Source organism: Specibacter sp. AOP5-B1-6 (genome assembly GCF_052376555.1).
Classification (GTDB): Bacteria; Actinomycetota; Actinomycetes; order Actinomycetales; family Micrococcaceae; genus Specibacter.
This window is the reverse complement of the sequence record NZ_JBQSVT010000019.1, coordinates 59,851-78,343: the sequence shown is the minus strand read 5'-3', so window position 1 is coordinate 78,343 and position 18,493 is coordinate 59,851. Positions and strand designations below refer to the sequence as shown.

Sequence of the window (18,493 nt, the reverse complement as noted above, 5' to 3'; positions counted from 1 at the left end):
GTACTGAGTCTTCAGCCATGAAGCCGTCAGCCAGCGGGTCATCAGGCTCTGCGTTGTTGTCGGGCACGGGGTTGTTGTCAGCCAGCTGATTGCCGGCTTCATCGTGGGCCGCCACCTCGCCGACATTCTCCGGTGCAGCTGCCAACTCCGGGCCGGACTCCAGTTCCGGGGCTGCTTCCAACTCCGGGGCGTCGTCCACGGACTCTTCCGCTCCGGCTGCCGCCGCGTCGAAGGGGGCCGCGGCAAACGGAGTGGCGTCAGCGACGAAAAGCTGCGCGTCTACCACCGGGGGCACAGCCTCGGCACCGCTTGGCACGGTGGCGGCCTGATCGCCGTCGTACGTGTGGGAGATCCGGCTCCCCGCAACCCCGGTCAGGATTGTCAACGACTGCAGGCGCACAACGCCTTCGCCCAAGGGCAGGACGAGAGTCCCGTCCTCGGCACCGGGTTCGGCCAGTGCCAGCTCGATGGAGTCGGCCAGCGGCAGCGAACGTTCGCTCCAGGTGGTCACATCGCGGCCCGAAACCAGCTCGGTGCCGGCGCCGGTGTGGGCCAGCAGGGTGATGTCGCCGCGCAGGATGGCATGCAGCCTGTCGCTTTGGACCACGACGGCGAAGTCAGGCATGCTCGTCAAGCCCGTGCCAAATTTCTCCGTCACCTCGTTGAGGAGGCCGTGAATTGTGGGCTCCTGGCCGAGGTAGTCCCAAAGGTGCTTGACGATGGCCGGATCGGTCTGTCCGTCCAGGACTACGACCGATCCCGAGCGCACAATTCCAAGCCAGGAACCTGTACTGTACGTGGTGCTAACCATGATTCTCCTCGTGCAAGGTGGCTGCAGCATGCTCTTGCGCTGCAGCGGATGGGACTGGCTGGGCTTGTTTGTCGGGGGTCCGCACGGATTCCGGGATCGATTCCAACACATGGCCGGGAATGGTTTCCAGGACTGCCTGCGGAGCAATCCCGTCCGGCGGAAGTATCCGCGGCAGGGTGTCGTCATCTGCGGTCACGGCAGCCATCTGGGCCGTGCGCGGCTTGTTCAGGGTATCGTCCCCGGCAGCACTGTTGAGATGGCTGGCGTCGACCACGATGACAGTGATGTTGTCCCGGCCGCCCGAGCGCAGGGCCGCCTGGATGAGCGAATCGACTGCGTCCTGGGGGTGGCTCAGCGTGCTGAGCGCCCTGTGGATCTGGCTGTCGCTGAGTTCACCCGACAGCCCGTCGGAGCAGACGAGAATCCTGTCACCCTCTTCAACGGGCACAAGCCAAAAGTCTGCTTCCGTGTCCGATCCGGCACCCAATGCCCGTGTCACCACATGGCGGCGCGGATGGACCAGGGCCTGCTCCGGCGTGATGAAGCCGCCGTCGACAAGTTCCTGGACTTCCGAGTGGTCCACGCTGATCTGCCGGAAGATGCCCTGGCTCAGAAGGTAGGTCCTGGAGTCACCGACGTTGAAGACGAGCCAGTACGGGACGCCTCGTTCCTCCACCAGGACCACGCCGGTGACGGTGGTGCCGGCCTTGGCGTTGGTGAGCTCGCGGATCCGTGCGTCGGCTTGGTGCAATGCCTGCTGCAGGTCCGACGCCGTCGCCGTCCTGGATGCGGCGGTGAGGAATCCCTGCTTGCTCAGTGTGGCGATGCATTCGCGGCTGGCCACTTCGCCTGCTTCGTGCCCGCCCATGCCGTCGGCGACCGTAAACAAGGGATCCGCAGCCAGAAAGGAATCTTCATTTAGTTCCCGGCGCAAACCTCGGTCGGTGCCAAAACCAAAGCTGAGCCGCAGGCTCGATGGGGTTTCTTCCGCGTTACCGTCTGCCGGGGTCACGCGCGCCCCACCACGAACGACCTGTCGCCAAAGTGAACCTTGGAACCAACTTCGGCCAGTGCGGGGCTGCCGCCTGTCAGCGTGGTGGTCGCGCCGGCGGTGTTGGTGACGGCGCTGCCGTTGGTCGAATTCCTGTCGGTCACCCAGAGCCCTTCCCCGCCCACGCGAAGGTGAAGGTGTGTCTTGGACACGGATCTGCTGGAGTCCTGAATCGAGATAAGGCGCGAAATCATCTCTCCATCGTAACCGGCGGGGTTGCGGCCAATCAGCGCCACAGTGCTGATGTCCTCGGAACGGCCGTCGTCAAACGTCAGGCGCAACGCTGGATTCTGAGCCACCGGCCGGACCCGGGTCTCCCCTGCGTCCTCGCCCGGATTGGCGGCTGGCGGCTGGCTGGCAGCCGGTCGTGCGGTTGACTGGGATGCAGCCTGGGCTGCCTGCTGGGCTGCCGGAGGAGCCGGCGGTGGCGCAGAAAACGCAGGATGTCCGGTCTGGGCTGGCGGCGCGGGCTGGGCGGTGTTAGGGCCCGATACAGAGTTTTGCTGCTGCTGTGACTCGCCGAACTGCGGCTGTTGTGCCTGCGCTGGCTGCTGCCCGTGGGGCTCCGGCTGGGTGTTGCGAATAGCACCAGGCACCGACGTGATGGGGCCTTGGTCCACAGGCATCCGGTTTTGCGGAGCCGACGACGAGGCGAACGGGCTGTCCTGCTGTGCCGCTTGGCCTTGGGGCTGCCAACCTTGCTGTGGCTGGCCCTGCTGGCCCTGACCCTGTTGACCCGGGAACTGTCGGTTCTGGAACTGCTGGTTCTGGAACTGCTGCTCTTGCTGGCCCGGGAACTGCTGCCCCTGGTCTTGCTGGCCTGGCTGGTTCTGGAACTGCTGGTTGGGGAACTGTTGGTTCTGCAATTGCGTGTTTTGCTGGCCCCACTGGCCCTGGTTCTGCTGGTTTTGCGGGTTCTGCTGGTTTGGCTGATTTCCGAACTGTACGGCCGGAGGCGCAAAGGGGTCGACGGCGGCGTCCTTCTTCCTTTTGCGTCGCCCGCCCCGGGTGGGCGTGTCGGCAGCTGCGGGTGCGGGTGCGGGTGCGTCGGCGGGTGCAGTTGACTGGCCGCCCGAAAATGCCGGCGCAGCGGCGGGGCTCGTCGCCTGGCGGGCCAGCGGGGACCTTACCTCCGAAATGGTCGGCACCGCTGCCGGGACAAAATTCTCCCGTTCGGCGATCCCGCCCGTTTCCAGGGGGTCGCGGCCGGTCTTCACGTTAAAGACCAGTGTGTGGGCGACCTTGTCGTGCCAGCCTTGTTTCTTGTCGTTCGCGTCCCACGCGTTGGAAATGATGACCAGCAGCGGTCCGATGGTGGGAATGATGCCGCTCACCGCGATGATCAGGTAGCGCAGGAAAATGGCCAGCAGTCCTGCCGGTCGCCCTTCCATGTTTGTGGTGCGCAGTCCCAGCATGACGTTGCCGGGAGTCTTGCCCGCCCTTGCTTCCCACAGCCACAACCAAATGCCGTAGCCAACGGAGAGCAGGCTTGCGATGCCCGTGAGGATCAGCAGCCAGGTCAGGTCGAGTTGGACGAATTCGCCCACCTGCGTTGTCTTGATCTTGAGGGCACCAATGCCGGCAGCCACACCGATCAAAATACCTGGCAGCACCCCGTCGATGATTTTGGCGGACAACCGTCGGCCCGCCCCGCCAACGGACAAGGCGGTGGCGGCCGCCATGCGAGGGTCGACTCCGACTTGTTGCGGGGCCACCAACGGAGCCGTTGTTCCCATCCCCACCGGAATGATGCCTGGCACCGCGGACGACTGGGAGTTCGGAGCTTGTCCGCCCCATTCGTTTGACGGCCTGCCATCACGCGTCGAGCCGCCAGGTGCCAGGCCCGGCGTGATGGTTGGAGCCAGCGCGGCGTTGGCGTTGCCTCGGGCACTTCCGTGTCCGCCGGCAAATGGGCTGCCGCCGGGACCGCCCAAGGGCACAGATGAAGGCGCCGGCGTGGCAGCCCGGTTCGTCACGGTCGTTCCGCACAAGGTGCAGAAGGCCGCGCCGGGTGGGATCGCCGCCCCGCAGTTCCGGCAGGGATCCGCCACTTTTTGCGCCATTTGCTTAGTACCCTTCTTAGGATTTCTTCAGAAACCGTGCCAGCGTGGAGCGTTTTGCCGCCCCGCCCTGGCCATGTGCCACGCCATTGCTGTTTGCTGCGTCGCTGGTCCGAAGACTGCGCTCACGTGTTTTGTTCCCGGCCCGTGCTTTCGCATCAGCCAGCAGCGACCGTGGGGAGAACTTTGCCCGTTGCCGCTTCCAGAATCCTACCGACCCTGTCATGCCCTTGACGGAGTGGTCCACGTTTTGCCAGTACGTGGCGACTTCATCTTCGCTGGGCTGGCCCGGGCCGAAAATGGCTGCGTCCGCTCGTTCGGCCAGCAAGGCCGTGCTTGTTTGGCTTGCCGGGAAGGCATTGTAGAGCGACACAGCCGTCTCCCGACGGGTGCCGTTGTTGTCCACGCCGGCGCCAAGGTCTGTTGCCAGGCTCAACACCTCCGACCAGCCACCGCCCACCCGGTCTGTGGGCAGTCCGGTGGTGTGCCGCTTCTTTCGACGTCTGGTTTTGAGCGCAACGATCAAAATCAAGGGCAGCGCAATGATCGCAATCGGGATGGCTGCCACCCCAACGATCATCAGGATTGTGCCCCACATGCCGGCCTGATTGTTCTTCTTGCCGTCGGTGTCGAGCGCGTCAGGTGCACTGTCAGGAGGAAGATCGGCCGGTTCCTGCGGCGGGGGCGGTGGCTGCAGCACCTGCGGCTTCGGCTTCGACGCGTTTTGCGGCTCAGGCGGGTTGGGGACATGGTCCTTGTCCGGCGTCGGATTGAACGACACCCAGCCTCGGTCGGCAAAGTTCACTTCAACCCACGCATGGACGTCCGATCCCTTGACCTTGACGGTGTCGGCGCCGTTGTTGGGGTCCTTTTCGTCGAGGTAGAAACCCATGACGACACGGGCTGGAATGCCCAGATGGCGGGCCATCAGCACCATGGCGGTCGCGTATTGTTCGTCGTCGCCGACCATTTCCTTGCCGCTGAGCAGCTTGGTGATGCGTGCCGCGCTGTGGCCGGAGTTCGACGTCGTTTGGCCTTCCAGTCCGTTGCTGAACTTGCCTTCACGCTGCAGTGCCCCCTCCAGCGCCTGGACCTTTTTCAGGGGCGTGGCTGCGTCACCGACGATGTCGTTGGCCTTGGTGCCAACAACCGGCGGCACGTTTTCCAGCTTGGGCAGCCGGACGGAACCAAAATCGGCCCCGGCCAGCTTGTCGCCGTCAGCACCGGGGAACTGCACATCCATGCTGTACTCATCCCCCTTGGCCACGCCGGCCAGATTGAGCGCGGTGCCCGACTCCTTGTTCAGGTACAACGTCGGTGTCTCGCCTAGGGCACTTTCGTAACTGAGGCTCTGCGCCATCGAAACACTGGGGATCCAGACGTCACTGTATCCGTCAATGACAAGGTCGACGGCGGTCCCGTTTCCGTCGCCGCTGTTGGCTGGCAACTTGGCGTCACCAATCGGGGCAAAGGAGGCGGAGCTGTTGGGATCAACGTTGAACACGACGCCGTCGTAGTTGTCCATGGCGGCGATCCGGACCCGGCCGTTCTTGGGCAGGCCCGCAACGTCGAACAGGACGGTGTCCTTTTCATTCTTGACGTAATCGCGGAACTTGGTGAGCGGGGACGGCAGTTCGTGGAGGTCAGGCGGCGGGATGACTGCATCGCGAAGAACCTCGCGGCTCGCATTGCCCGTCAGTGCCGGGGCTGCTGCCATGGTCACGGCACCGGCGACCAGGATCACTCCGGCAGCCATGCCGATGCGGCGCAGCAGTGAGGTGCGCGCGCCTGCCGTGTCCTGGACCTGCTGATTGGCTGAAATTGACCCGGCGGTTTCACGACGGAGCAGTTCATGCCTGTACGCGAGCCAGGCGATGGCGCCCACTGTCAACAGTGATCCGCGCAGCACCGGAAGAAAGACCTCGGCCGTGCCGAACAAAATGGCGGTGAGGAACAAAACAACCACGGGTACCATCGCCCAGTAGGCGTTGCGCAGTCGCCAAGCGAGAGTGCCGGCAACAATGGCCGCCACAAAGGCCGCAAGGTAAGGAACAACCATGACGTCCACGCTGGTTCCGACAGGTGCCGCAAGTGTCAGCAGTTGTTTCCAGGAGAGCATGATGCCCAGCAGGAGTCCGCGCAATGAGGAAAGGCTGGGAATGAAGCCAAGAATGGCCTCATTCGGTGCGGCCAGGGCGCTGCCAAAGAGCATGTAGACCATAAAGCCGAGCCCGACCATGGTAATCAGGCCCAGACGCCAGTGGGATCCAAGGGCGGCCACTCCCAGGCCCAGCACGATGGCACCAAAACCTGCAATCAAATACTGCGGATCGTGGCCAAACGTCGGGCCAAAACCGAGGACGGCGACGCCGAGCAACACTGCCAGCACGGCTCCGTCGATGAGGAAATGCCACCAAATCCGTCCTCCGGCAAACGCCGAAGGACTGCGGGCTGGCGCGGTCGGACTCGGGCGTTCCTGCACCTGGGCCCGGCGCTGGGTTCGGCGTTGGGCACGGGTTTCCCGCTGGGATGCTGCCTGATTTTCCTGCGGCTGTGCTGCCGCGCTTCTGCGGGCGCTCACGCGACAGCCTTCCTGAGCACTATGGCCAGATCGTCCAGATCGCCCAAGGTCAGGACGGTGAGATCTGCAATGTTTGCGCGTGCCGGTTGCGCCCCTGAATAGCAGCGCACGGCAAAGGCGCGAACTCCCGGCGGCACAGAGGCGGCGGCACTGCGCAACTGTGCGGGAGTGACCTTGGAACCAACAACGAAGAACACCGCTGAGGCGTTGGGGACGGCATCGGAAAGCGTGCGGGCCAGGTCCACGGAGGTGCCCCGGCGGCTGTGGCCTTGCAGCCGCGTCATGTCGTCGAGGAGGTTCCTGCCTGTTTCACAGCGAATGGGTCCACGCTGGGTGATCACACTCAGCTCGCGGTTTTCCTTGATCGCCTGGCGGCCCAGCGAGGCCGCAGCCGAGATCGCCAACTCCAGGTCGTCGTCGTGCACGTACTCATCTGTATTCACTGACAGGGCCACTGCCATGTGCGAACGGCGGGTTTCCTCGAACTGGCGGACCATCAACTTGCCCGTGCGGGCAGTGGTTTTCCAGTGGATGTGGCGGCGGTCATCGCCGGGGACGTAGTCGCGCAGCGCGTGGAAGGCGATGTCGGAACTTGAGAGATCCTTGGTGGTCAGCCCCTCAAGATCCTTCAGGAATCCAGCCGCGGGGCCGTCGAGGGCCGTGGTGCGCGGGTGCACATAAAGATCTGTGGGATCGGTCCACAGCACCTGGCGGCGCAGAAGCTGCAGGGGGTCAGTGCGCACGGAACGCACGGGTCCCACCGTAATCACTGCCCGGCGCGTGGTGGGAATCGTGAAAAGGTCCTCATGGACTTGCCCCGCGTGCATCCGCGGCAGGTGGAACAGCGCAGTTGCCTGGCCCACCGGAAGTTCCAGGGCGGCGGGCAGCACAGTGCGCGGGGACGTGTTTGCGACGGCGATGCTGCCCACGGCGTTGTCACCGACGGCCACGCGGGTGCGTGCCATGTCGAGCTTCACCGCATACATCGACTTGCCGAGGATGAAAGCGATGGCAATCAACAACAGCAGCACCGCAAACAAGGCTGCGATCTCGGCTTCCTGCCAGCCAAAGACTGCGCCAAGAATCCACAGCACCAAGGCAGCACCCATGACCACAAATCCCAGTGTGCTGATCGTTGCGAGCACGGGAGTGACGTAGCGCTTGCACCAGGCAATGACTTTGGCCCACACCGGGGCAACGTAGATGTTGGCGACCTTGCCCGCTTCACGCCACAGGGACGTGGGGTGCAGGCGTGTGGGTGTGCCTTCGCGGTGGAAGGGCCGGGAAAGAAACTTCCCCACCTTTCCTGCGTTGGACTTCATGCTCATCTTTAACCTTTAACTGGATGTGCTGTCGCTGGGCATGCTGTGATGCTGGCCCGGCGTCAGGCCGAGGCCCGTTGCTGGGGAGCAGCAACGTCCGCCAGAATGCGGCTCAGAACAACTTCAGGCGTGGCCCCGGCAAATTCAGCTTCGGGATCCATGACGAAACGGTGCGTCCACACGTAAGGTGCAAGTTCCTTCACGTCGTCAGGCAGGACATAGTTGCGGCCCCTCCCGGCCGCCCATACCTTGGCGATGCGAACCATGGCGATTGCACCACGAACCGATACGCCCAGTCGCGTTTCAGGAGCGTTGCGGGTCTCCTCGCAGAGGCGTGAAATGTATTCCAGCACAGCCGCATCGGCGTGGGCGGTGGAAGCCAGGTCAGCCATTTCGGCGACAGCTTGTGGGGTGATGATCGCCTGCAGCGTCGAAGTCCTGTCACGCTGGCCAGAACCGGAGAGCAGCTGAACTGTGGAGGCGTGGTCCGGGTAGCCGATGGAGGTCTTAATCAGGAAGCGGTCAAGCTGGGCTTCCGGCAGCCGGTAGGTGCCCGCCTGCTCGATCGGGTTCTGGGTGGCCAGCACCATGAATGGACGGCCCGTCTCATACGTGGTGCCGTCCATTGTCACGCGGGACTCTTCCATGACTTCCAGCAGAGCCGACTGCGTCTTTGGCGACGCGCGGTTGATCTCATCGGCAAGCACGATGGTGGCGAAGATCGGACCCTTGTGGAATTCGAATTCCTGCGACTTCTGATCGTAGATCATGACGCCGCTGACGTCGGAGGGCAGCAAGTCGGGTGTGAACTGGATGCGTGAATTCGTACCCTTCACGGTTGCCGAGATCGCCCGAGCCAGCATGGTCTTGCCTGTACCCGGAGCGTCCTCCAGCAATACGTGACCCTCGGCAAGCATCGCAGCAAGTGTCAGGCTGATGACGTGAGACTTACCTAGGATTGCCTGACCAACGTTGGACACGAGCTTTTCAAACGTTCCTGCAAACCACGTGGCCTGTTCCGGCGTCATGGACATAGTTCATCCTCTTTCAATCTTGATAATTCGTACGTTGCTTGCAGCAAAACCTGCACCAGTTTATCCACTAATTGGTCTTATTGGCGATCGGGTGACTAAGCAGGGACGCAGGAACTGGCGGTTCGAGCTCCAAACAAGGTCCGACGATTGCTGAGCAACCAGCAAACATTTACCTTCCGGAAACCCAGCCGACCGGCAGGACTCTGCGGATGCTTCCACACGGAAACCGCCGGATCAGACTGCTTCTGCCCTATCTTGCCCACAGCAGCCATTCCATATTCAGTGCCGTCCCGACTGCATTATCCATCCTAAAGAATGCCAGACGTGGTCCTCCGGCGGCATTGTCCGTTTACACTTTGCCAGCATTTCGGATGACATCAAAGTCCCCAGTAACGGTTGCGCGGCCACAGTCCCTCCTTTGAATCCCCTATTTCGATGCAAGAAGCAGCTGCGATGTGAGCTTCACCAACTGCCCTCCCCCGCAGCGACAAAAAGCCTGACGCCCCCAGGAACTGACAAGGGCAATCAGGCTGTTTCACCGACAAAGCGGCGGTTCAGGTCAAACAACGCAGATTCGTCACGACAAGTCTGGATGGCTGACGAGGTAGTTGGCGAGGGTTTCTTTGTCGAGGGCGGCTTGTTCTTCGTCGGTGGGGAAGGTGCCTGGTGGCGGTACTGGCAGGGGCCGGGCGTAGGGGTTGTCGTCTTGGTCCGGGCCCGGGATGTCTGCCTCGTCCAGGAACGCGAAGTCCAAGAAGTCCTCGAAGTCTTGGAAGTCCTGAGGCTCTTGAGGATCTTGAGGATCTTGGAAGTCTTGGGGATCCTGGGGGTCGTGGAACTCGGCAGCGCTTTCGGGGTCAGCCGTTTGGGGGTCAGCACTCGCGGGGTCAGTGGTGTTTTGGTTGGTGGTCTCGTGGGTGTCTGGTTGTCCGAGGGTCTCGTTGATGTGTGTCTTCAACCATTCCGGGTAGACCGGTGGTTGCGTATCGCCAATCTCGGGCGGGTAGTACCGCCCCGTTGGTGAGGTCCAGGCCACCCGTCCGTCGACCATGGCCGGGGTCCAGCCACGCAGGCGTACTGCTTCACGTTCCGGGCTTTGATCGGTACGGCATTCACCGGTACGGGTCCTGTCGTCCTTGAAGTGCTTCAGCACATGATGGCGATGGCAGAGCGTTTCGAGGTTGTCGTAGATGGAGAGGCCGCCGTGCTCGAATTTCTTGAGGTGGTCGATCTCGCAGTTCGTCGCTTTCGCCAGACACCCGGGGAACTGGCAGTACTCGTCCCTGATCTGCAGCATCGTGCGCATCTCTTGGCTGATCCGGTAGCGTTGCGGAGCCACATCGAGAGGTTCATTGCTGATCGGATCAACCAACACCCGCAACAACGACGGCGACCCTGCCGCCAGGTGCCGGGCGACTTCCATGCTCAGCGGACCATAACCTTCCAACCACGCCGGCTCATTCGTGGCCCCCAACAACGACAACGCAGGAATCAACAACACCGGTGCAACCTGCGGCATCGGCGGCCACACCGGCCCCACCAAACAAGCACCACCCCCGGTGGCACTGAAACCAGTGCCGGCACCGGTGCCGGTGCCGTCTCCAGTGGTGGTGTTGCTCGCAGTTGTCCCCTCACCACCGGCAATTGAGGCCAAGTTCGCACTGGTGCTGGTGCTGGTGGTGGCGTTGTTGGCGCTCGAGGGGGCTGGTGTGAGGGTTGGTGGTATGGCGGTGGGGTCCCCATCGGGACTGTTGCGGATATCGGGGTCCTTGAATCCGGGATCGGAATAGTCCGGGTCGTCAAAGACAGGCACCCACCTGTCAGGAACCACCACGACATCACGGTCCTGCCGGGCTACATAGTCCCAGTCCGGGTCACGATCACGGATCGGGACGGGCTCCGGGGTCGGGTCTGGCCATGGTTCCGGGCCGGGGTCCAGAGGGACCCCGTCGGCGGCCGGGTCGATTGGTTCAAACCACGGACCCTGAGCATCACCAGGGACGACCACGCCAGTGGCGGTACCGGCAGCACCCTCAGCGCCGTTAGCTGCAGCGGACCCAGTCCCCGCACCGGCACCGGCAGGTGCACCATCAGTGGCGGTGGTGGCAGGTGCGCCACCAGTGGCGGTGGTGGCGGCATTGGAAGTGCCGTCAGCGGTGCCGGTGGAATTGGTGGTGGTGTTGGGTTGGGTGGGGGCGTAGATCTGGTTTTCGGCCATGGACTGGTTCAGCAGCAGGGCCGCGGCGACATCAGCCCTGAGCTGTGTCAGGGTCCTCTCCTCGTGCGGTCCCTGGGCTGCCTGGGCAGTCAGAGTGCATTGAGCCCAGATAGCCTCCACGGTCGGTGCTGGTGCATACAAGCTCAACCACGACATCCCGTCCCGGGCACGAGAAACACCCAAGCGCCGCTGGCTATACTCACGCCGCGTCTTGGGCGTGATCGTTTCCGGGTAGAACCGTTCCCGGCGGCGCCGGGCCTTCTCCCGGAAACTCGGCAGCGTGGCACCGGCAGCTTTGCCGAGCAAGACCTGCTCAAAAGCATCAACAGTTTCCTGCCCCAGGCCGGCTTCACGCAGCAGGCTCGTTTCTTCGGCGATGATGACCGCGTAGTCCCACCCCAACCAGCCACTGCTCAAACCCTCCATCGTGGCCGGTAAATAGTTCACGAGCGTGCCAGCATGCAGAATCAACTGCCCCGCCACTGCCTCGGAGACCGACAAGATCCCGGCCAAGTCAGCCCGCATCGACATCAACGAGATATCGCACTGCCAAGAATCAACAGCAAGAATACTGCCCTCAAGAACAGCCGTGGACTCCAAACGGGCAATCAACACAGCCGCCAACGCCGCGCACTGATTCTGATGCTTATGCAACGCCGCGATCGCGTCCGTGCAACCATCCATCAACGCCCGCGCCCCCTCCAAACGGGACTCCACCCCACCAACACCAGCCGAAGCCGAACTAGGGGAATCAACGGAACCAGCAGATGGGCCAACACCAGCGGCGGGGTCAACAGCTTCAGCAGCGGCGGGCTGAGCAGTGTCAACAGAGCCGCGACGGGGGCCGCAGTGGCGGAGATCGGGAACCGGCAGATCAGGCAACCCGGCCATCGCAGCAATGTCAGTACCAAGGGGTTCAATGGAAGGAAGAGCAAGTCCAGCAATCAGGTCCGCCACACTCACTGTGGTGGATGAACCATCCCGGCCAACCGGGAAATTCACTGAACTACCCATACCACAATAGTAGCCCCCTTGTATGGGAAAGAGAAGACTTTTTGGATCTTTCTCAAATATATTTCTGAAGCTTTATCGACGGGAATGTGGGCCCACCCAGCTCGCCCCAACCTGCCCCGCGAAGCAACCAACCGCCCAATGAGCCCATGAAAAGGCCCCCGTGCCTGTCGAGAATTTCCAACAGGCACGGGGGCTTTCACGTCAGACCCAGCGAGTCAGTCCTAACACTCCGGCATGCCCTTTGGGGTCGGCTGGTTAGTGGACAAGGCCTTCACATAGCTCCATTCACTGTATCCAGACGTGGTGATGTGGTACCACTTGTGGTCATCATCTCTGGCCCCCCAATACTTGTAGCAGTTGACCTGTACCGGAGTGTCGGCTTTCAACCACTGCGACCCACAGTAGGCCGGGGTGCCGGGGGTAAAGTGGTCGCCGCTGCCCGAGGCCTTTTCCAAGCAGCTTTGTGGGTTGACCGAAATAGTCCAAGACGTCGGCTTTGGCGGCGTCTTGGCCCCGCTCTTGGGCTTCACGGTTTGGACGGGCCCGTACTGGCCGATGGAGTTCACAGACCGAGCCTCAATGGTGGCCACTTTGCTGTACCCGCCAGTATCGACCGTCGCATTGCCCCCGGTGGTCTTGGCGGACCAGGCACCCCCATTGACGCGAATCTCCACGGCCTTGGCGTCCACGGCCCCGCCGGGCATGCTCCACGAGTAGGAAACAGTCGTTTTGTCCTGGGCCCCGTTGGCCCCCGTAAGTCCGGCCGTCCCCGGCGTGCCATACGGCGTCACGGCGTTCGACGGCGGCGACGCACTTCCAGCGCTGGCGAAGACTGAGGACTTGGCCCGTACCGTGACGGTGGTGGCGGCGCCATTGGTGGCAGCAAGCACATCCCCCGGTTTCACCGGAATGTCGCTGCCGCCCGGCGTGACGTTGGCAAGGTAGGTCATCTCGCCCGCCGTGGCCCCACCCAAGGCAGCCCCGGTGAGCGGTGCGAAGTCAACTGTCACTTGTCCTCCGGAGCCTCCCGTATTGGCCAAGGCTATTGCAGGTGCAGCCACCTGTCCTGGCTGGCTCACCGATCGCCAACCAGGCGATGCCGGACTCACCTCCGAGGATGCCACCTCGGTGGCCACCTGCACCTTGAAGGTGTAGTTGGCAACCGCGTTTGGCAATGACAGCGTCTGGCTGGTCTGCGTGGTGGTGATGGAGTCGGTTTGCGCTCCGTCCAAATAGGTGAAGAGCGTGTACTGTTTCAGCTCACCGCCGTTGAGGTTCGGCTGGGTCCAATTCACCCGCATCTGGTTTTGATTGCCCACCTGGTCCACCAGGGCAGTCGTCGGCGCAGCCGGCGTAAACGGTTTGCCCGCAGGCTTCACAGCCCTGCCTGCATATTCGCTCCAGTCCGACGGCTTCTCTGATTTGTTTACTGCCTGCACGCGGAAGGTGTATTCGGTTCCGTTTGTCAGGCCTTTCCAGACGTACTTGTTGCCCGTGAGCCTTGTCTTCTGGGGATTCTGTCCGGCCGGCGCGGGGGAGATCTCCACGTTGAAGGACTTCACCGCCGAGTACTCACCCACTGGCGTCACCCAGCTGACCTCAAGCTGCTTGTCCCCCCGCACAACGGCAGGCGGGGCAGGCTTGTCAGGCTTCTGGTCAGGCGTCGCCGAGACAGAGGCTTTCGAAAAGGCGGACTCCCCCACAGCGTTTTTCGCGCTCACGCTGAAGGTGTAGGGCTTGGCATTCTTCAGACCGGTGATCAAACAGGTGTTGGTGGCACATTGCTGCGTAACGCCGTCGTTCCTGTTGACTGTGTAGCCGGTCAGGGGCGATCCGTTGTCCACGGGCGCGGTCCACTTCAGCATCACAGACTTGCTCTTGACCTCTTCCACAAGCGGTGTGGCAGGAACCGCCGGCTTGCCCTTCACGTTCAAGGTGATGCGCCCGTCAACCCGGCGATCGGGGTCCTCCGTCTTGTCTGACACCGTGTAGCTCACAACCACATTGCCGGTGAAATCGGCCGGCGCCTGCACAGTGACATTGTCCCCGGCAAAGGCGACCTGGGTGCCTGGTGCACCAGTCGTCATTTTGGCGTCAACAATTTTCAAGGGACTGTCGGGGAAGGGGTTCACGTCATTGGCCAAAACCGGGACAGTTTCCAAACGGCCTGCGTGGGCGTCGGGAACGGAATCGGCATTGGCGACGGCCTTGGGCTTGGTCGACGACGACACCTCCACCTTCACCTCGGCGGTGACGGGCGGGTTGTGGCCGTCGTCCACCGATATCCCCAGCGCCTGCACGGAGCCAAGCGCGGCGTTCTTTTCCGCCTCAACGGTGAGGGTGCCGCCGTCGAGCTTGGTCTTCAGGCCCGCCGGCGTGTCACCCGTCAGGGCGAACTTCAGCGCGTCCTTCTCGGGATCGCTGGCCAGCAGCGCAAGGTCCACGGCGCCGGATTCCAGCTGGGCGACAGTGAGCGAGGTGCCTTGGAGCTTCGGCGGCAGGTTCTTCGCAGGCGCCGGAGCGACCTCCGTCATGATGGTCAGTGTCGATTTCAGCCCGTCGGGGTCGTCCGGACCGGTGCCGTCGGTGACCTCAAAGGTGATGGATCCGGGGCCAAAGAAGTCAACGTTGGACTTGTAGTTCAGCCCGGCCCCGTCAGAGGTGACGGCATCGGCGCTGTTGGCGCCGATCATGCTGACCTTGTCCGATTGGGTGATCCGCGGCGTGCGGCCGTCACGGACCTTGACGTACTCGCCAAGTTTGGCCACGGCGGATTCCCCGGCCTTGACCTTGATGACCTTGTTGCTGGCCAGCACCGGGTATTGCGCGTCCAGACCCGGCACCCAAACAATGGCTGTGGAGGCCAGCTTGTCCTGGTCGGTCACCGTGTACGCCACCATCTGCGGTTCAGCCGTCAAGGTGATCTGCAGAGTCCCGTCGGAGTTCACGGAGGCATTCGGGGTGGGCTCCGTCAGTGTCACGGCAAGTTCGTCTGACACCCCGTCGGGGTCCTCGTCGTTTTTCAGCACCGGAACTTTGACGGTGTTCTTGCCAAGGGCTTCCTCGACGGTGACCTCATCATCGCGGGCAATCGGTGCCCGCAGCGGCGCGTCGGGGGGTGACATCCATGCGGATGTTGGCCGTGGCCGTTGCGCCAGAGGGGTCGCTGACCGTGTAGCCCATGGTCGCGATGCCAGTGGCCCCCGGGCTTGTCAGCAGCACCCGGCCAAGGTCAGTGACCGACGGAGCCATTTCTTCGGGCCCGTTGAAACCTTTCTTGTCCACAAACAACTGGTCGGCGTCGGGATCGCTGTCATTGAGCACCACATCAAGGGCGACCTTGCGGCCGGGACGCATTGAAATAAAGTCATCGGACGCTGCGGGCGGACGGTTGATTGAATCCTCCGGGGCAATGCCCACCTCAACCGTGCCGACGGCTTCGGCACCCAACCGGTCCCTGACCTTGTACGTGAACTTGTCGGTGCCGGCGGCACTGCCTGCCGCCGTGTACAGGATGAATCCCTTGCCTTCCACGGCTGTTCCCAGCGTTGGCGGGACCTCCACACCTGCCAACTGCACAGAGTCGCCGTCGGGGTCTATGCCGTCAAGGGGGATCTGAATCTTGGTTTGCGCGCCAGCGATCACCCGGCCCTGAACATTCTTTGGCGCCGGGGGCAGGTTCCGCTCGGGATCCTGAGCAACGATGTTGATTGTCACCGAGGCCGAGTCCGACTGGCCCGAGTCGTTGGTGACCTTGTAAATGGCGCTCACGGATCCGGGCGTGTCCCCTGCCAGGAAGCGCAGCGAGTCCTGGTCCACCCAGAGCCTCCCGGCCGCTTCATCGGGCCCCTCCACAATTTCGGGATGCTTCAGCGTGTCCCCGTTGGGGTCCAAGTCATTGGCGAGCACGGGAATGCGCACCACGTCCCCCGCACGGACATCGACGACGTCGGGACGCGCCACCGGCCGTTGCAGAGTGGACGCTGCCGGAATGCGGACGACGGCGACGGCACCGGTGGAGGTGCCCTGGCCGTTGGAGACGGTGTAATGGATGGTGACGGGAAAACCCGGGTCCCTGATGTCGGTCACCTTGAGCACGTTGTGTTCCAGCACCGTCACCGAGACGCCAGCGTCGTCGGGAACGTCAACACCGCGGACGACAAGGACCCCGCCTGCCGGATCGGTGTCGTTGCCCAGCACATCAACCAGGGTGGTGCCGCCCACAGGCAGCAGCGCAATGTCCTTCACTGCGGTGGGAGCAAGGTCCTTCTGCGCCGGAACCACGTCAACACGGATCAACCCCGTCGCGCTTTGCGGCCCGTTGGTGACCTGGTACGTCAGGTACGCGGCGCCCACATTGTCAGAGTTGAAGGTGAAGGTGCCGTTGTCTGCAATCGCGGAGGCGCTGCCGGTGGCGGGCTTGTCCACACTGGCCAGGCGCAGTTCCCCGCCCAAGGGGTCCTGGTCGTTCTTCAAGGGTGCAACGATGGCGTCTTGGCCCACGACAACCCGCACATAGTCGGCATTGGCAACCGGAGGCACACCACCCTCGGGCTTGACGCTGACCTTGATCTTTTTCTCCATAATTGAGCGGGTGTCCGAGACCTTGATCGTCACGGTGCGCAGACCGTTTGAGGACCCGTCATCGGTGTAGCTCAGCTCCCCGTCCGGGGTGAACTTCACCTGTCCGGTGTCCTCTTCGGCGGTGGCTCCGACCAGGAAGATGCTGTCGCCGTCGGGGTCGATCATGTCGGCCAGGACGTTTTGGCTGATGGTCTGGCCTTGGGCCACGACCATCGTGGTGGCCCGCATTGACACGGGCTTTGCATTCTCGGCTTCGGGCACGACCCGCACGTTCACGGTGCCCGGGTCCGTGCCACCGCGGCCGTCGTCGTTTGTATAGCTGAACGATTCGGTGCTGGCTGGCGCATCGGGCGGAACCACCAGCTGCAGCCCGGTCCCGCCGTAGACGGTTTGCAGGGAGCCGGCCTTGATATCGGTGGCGCTGTCGCGCACGGTGAGGACGTCGCCGTCGGGGTCGGAGTCGTTGTACAGCACGGGCAGCAGGGTGGTGCTGCCGGCGCGGACGCCGAACTCGTCTGCTTCGGCCACCGGCGGCCGGTTGGGCTTGGTCCTGTCCGGCAGCGTGTTCACAACATTGGGATCGGCGGAGTCCTTGTCGGCGTCCTCGGAGTTCTTTTGGTCCACACTCAGGTCGTCCCAGTTGTTGACCAGCTGCATGTTGTTGTTGACAAGCCACACGTCGCCGCCGGCCATGTCGTTGAGCACCACAACGCCGCGGTTCTCCCGGAACACCAGGTCCGAGGCCGCCGTCGCCTTGGGAATGCTGACCGGCTTGGACTCGCCGCCGTCACCGCCGGGGCAGTGGAAAAGGTATTTGTTGGAACCGTTCCAGGCACTGTGGACACAGCCGTCCTGCTGCACCGGGGCAATGGGCCGTCCCAGCGAACCAACATCAACGCTTGTGGCATCGCCGCCGTTGAGCGGTTGCAGCACCAGGGCATTGCCGGTTTCCAGCGCAACAAAGTCGCTCTCCTTGCTGCGCTGTTGCAGCTGGGCACCCTTCGCCGAAGGAACCACCACCTGCTTGTTGCCGGGCAGGAACACGGTGCCGGTCCCGGGATCCAGCACCACCGGCTTGTCCCCCACCAGGCTCAGCGTCAGCTTGCCCGCCTCCGGCAGGCCTTCGACCTTCTCGTCCTTGCTCTCCATGACCTTGCCGTCTGCACTGACGGTCACCTGGGTGAGCACCGCTGCACCCGGGTTGAGGACGAAAACTTCGCTCACGTCGTCGTGCGTTTCAAGGGCGACGGCGGCACGTGCGTTGGTGATTTTCGTCCGGATTGGCTTGGTGGTCTTCTCATCGAACGAACCGGCAGCGGAAGTGGGCACGGCCCAGACCTTGCCCGCGGCCGGGTCGGTGATGACGGTGATGGCGCTGCCAAGCGAGATGGTTTTGCTGCCGCCCAGCGCAGTGTCGTCTGTGAGTGTCATGGCGGGCACGTCGACCTGGTTCAGGAGGGTGCCGGAGTCGTTGTCCATGAAGACGGTGCCGGCGTCCTGGAGCACGTCGAAGCCGTCAGTGGTGGCAGTGAACCCGCCGTCGAGCACCTCGGAGGGGACGTTGAGGTGGCCCACCATGTTGATGCTGCGGTTTGTCACCCAGACGCTGCCGTCGTTGAGTTCCACGTCGGCCGTGCTAAATCCGGGGTAGATCAACGCCCCGGCAACGACAGCCGCGGAGACGACTGCTGCGGCGGAAACGGAGAAGAACCGCTTGCGCGTGTACTTCCCGGCGAAAACGTTCAAAGCCATGAAAAACCCTTAGCTCAGCCGGCTGGTTGGAGCCGGCTGGATGAAACCGCTGAGACCTGTGGTGCT

The 18,493-nt window shown here is 63.1% G+C and carries 8 protein-coding genes and 2 pseudogenes; all 10 read right to left on the bottom strand.

The window, feature by feature from the left end; all coding sequences use genetic code 11:
- A pseudogene (locus ACT3TS_RS11495) lies at positions 1-811 on the bottom strand (hypothetical protein); the annotation flags it as partial.
- A complete protein-coding gene (locus ACT3TS_RS11490; protein ID WP_444531642.1) occupies positions 804-1,823 on the bottom strand; it encodes a PP2C family protein-serine/threonine phosphatase in 1,020 nt (339 codons plus the stop codon). The gene ACT3TS_RS11490 and the pseudogene ACT3TS_RS11495, both read right to left, overlap by 8 nt.
- Complete coding sequence (locus ACT3TS_RS11485; protein ID WP_444531648.1) at positions 1,820-3,838, bottom strand: RDD family protein; 2,019 nt, start codon at positions 3,836-3,838, stop codon at positions 1,820-1,822. Before ACT3TS_RS11485 ends, ACT3TS_RS11490 begins: the two co-directional genes overlap by 4 nt.
- Positions 3,839-3,841: 3 nt before the next feature.
- Positions 3,842-3,925 (bottom strand): annotated as a pseudogene (locus ACT3TS_RS11480) (zinc-ribbon domain-containing protein); the annotation flags it as partial.
- 16 nt (positions 3,926-3,941) lie between these two features.
- Positions 3,942-6,503, bottom strand: coding sequence for a transglutaminaseTgpA domain-containing protein (locus ACT3TS_RS11475; RefSeq protein WP_444531641.1), 2,562 nt, complete (start codon positions 6,501-6,503; stop codon positions 3,942-3,944).
- A complete protein-coding gene (locus ACT3TS_RS11470) occupies positions 6,500-7,831 on the bottom strand; it encodes a DUF58 domain-containing protein (protein ID WP_444531640.1) in 1,332 nt (443 codons plus the stop codon). Before ACT3TS_RS11470 ends, ACT3TS_RS11475 begins: the two co-directional genes overlap by 4 nt.
- A gap of 56 nt (positions 7,832-7,887) precedes the next feature.
- Entirely contained in the window at positions 7,888-8,859 is a 972-nt protein-coding gene (locus ACT3TS_RS11465; protein WP_444531639.1) for an AAA family ATPase, read from the bottom strand.
- Between the two features lie 577 nt (positions 8,860-9,436).
- Positions 9,437-11,761: a DUF222 domain-containing protein gene (locus tag ACT3TS_RS11460; RefSeq protein WP_444531647.1), complete on the bottom strand. Its 2,325-nt coding sequence runs from the start codon at positions 11,759-11,761 to the stop codon at positions 9,437-9,439.
- Between the two features lie 551 nt (positions 11,762-12,312).
- Complete coding sequence (locus tag ACT3TS_RS11455) at positions 12,313-15,216, bottom strand: fibronectin type III domain-containing protein (protein ID WP_444531638.1); 2,904 nt, start codon at positions 15,214-15,216, stop codon at positions 12,313-12,315.
- Positions 15,170-18,427, bottom strand: coding sequence for an Ig-like domain-containing protein (locus tag ACT3TS_RS11450; RefSeq protein WP_444531637.1), 3,258 nt, complete (start codon positions 18,425-18,427; stop codon positions 15,170-15,172). The genes ACT3TS_RS11455 and ACT3TS_RS11450 overlap by 47 nt, the downstream gene beginning before the upstream one ends.
- Positions 18,428-18,493 lie beyond the last annotated feature (66 nt).

Excerpts from the sequence above, each read along its gene's own strand:
- ACT3TS_RS11470 (WP_444531640.1), bottom strand. The coding sequence starts at position 7,831 with ATGAGCATGAAGTCCAACGCAGGAAAGGTGGGGAAGTTTCTTTCCCGG.
- ACT3TS_RS11465 (WP_444531639.1), bottom strand. The coding sequence starts at position 8,859 with ATGTCCATGACGCCGGAACAGGCCACGTGGTTTGCAGGAACGTTTGAA.
- ACT3TS_RS11460 (WP_444531647.1), bottom strand. The coding sequence starts at position 11,761 with ATGGATGGTTGCACGGACGCGATCGCGGCGTTGCATAAGCATCAGAAT.
- ACT3TS_RS11455 (WP_444531638.1), bottom strand. The coding sequence starts at position 15,216 with ATGTCACCCCCCGACGCGCCGCTGCGGGCACCGATTGCCCGCGATGAT.
- ACT3TS_RS11450 (WP_444531637.1), bottom strand. The coding sequence starts at position 18,427 with ATGGCTTTGAACGTTTTCGCCGGGAAGTACACGCGCAAGCGGTTCTTC.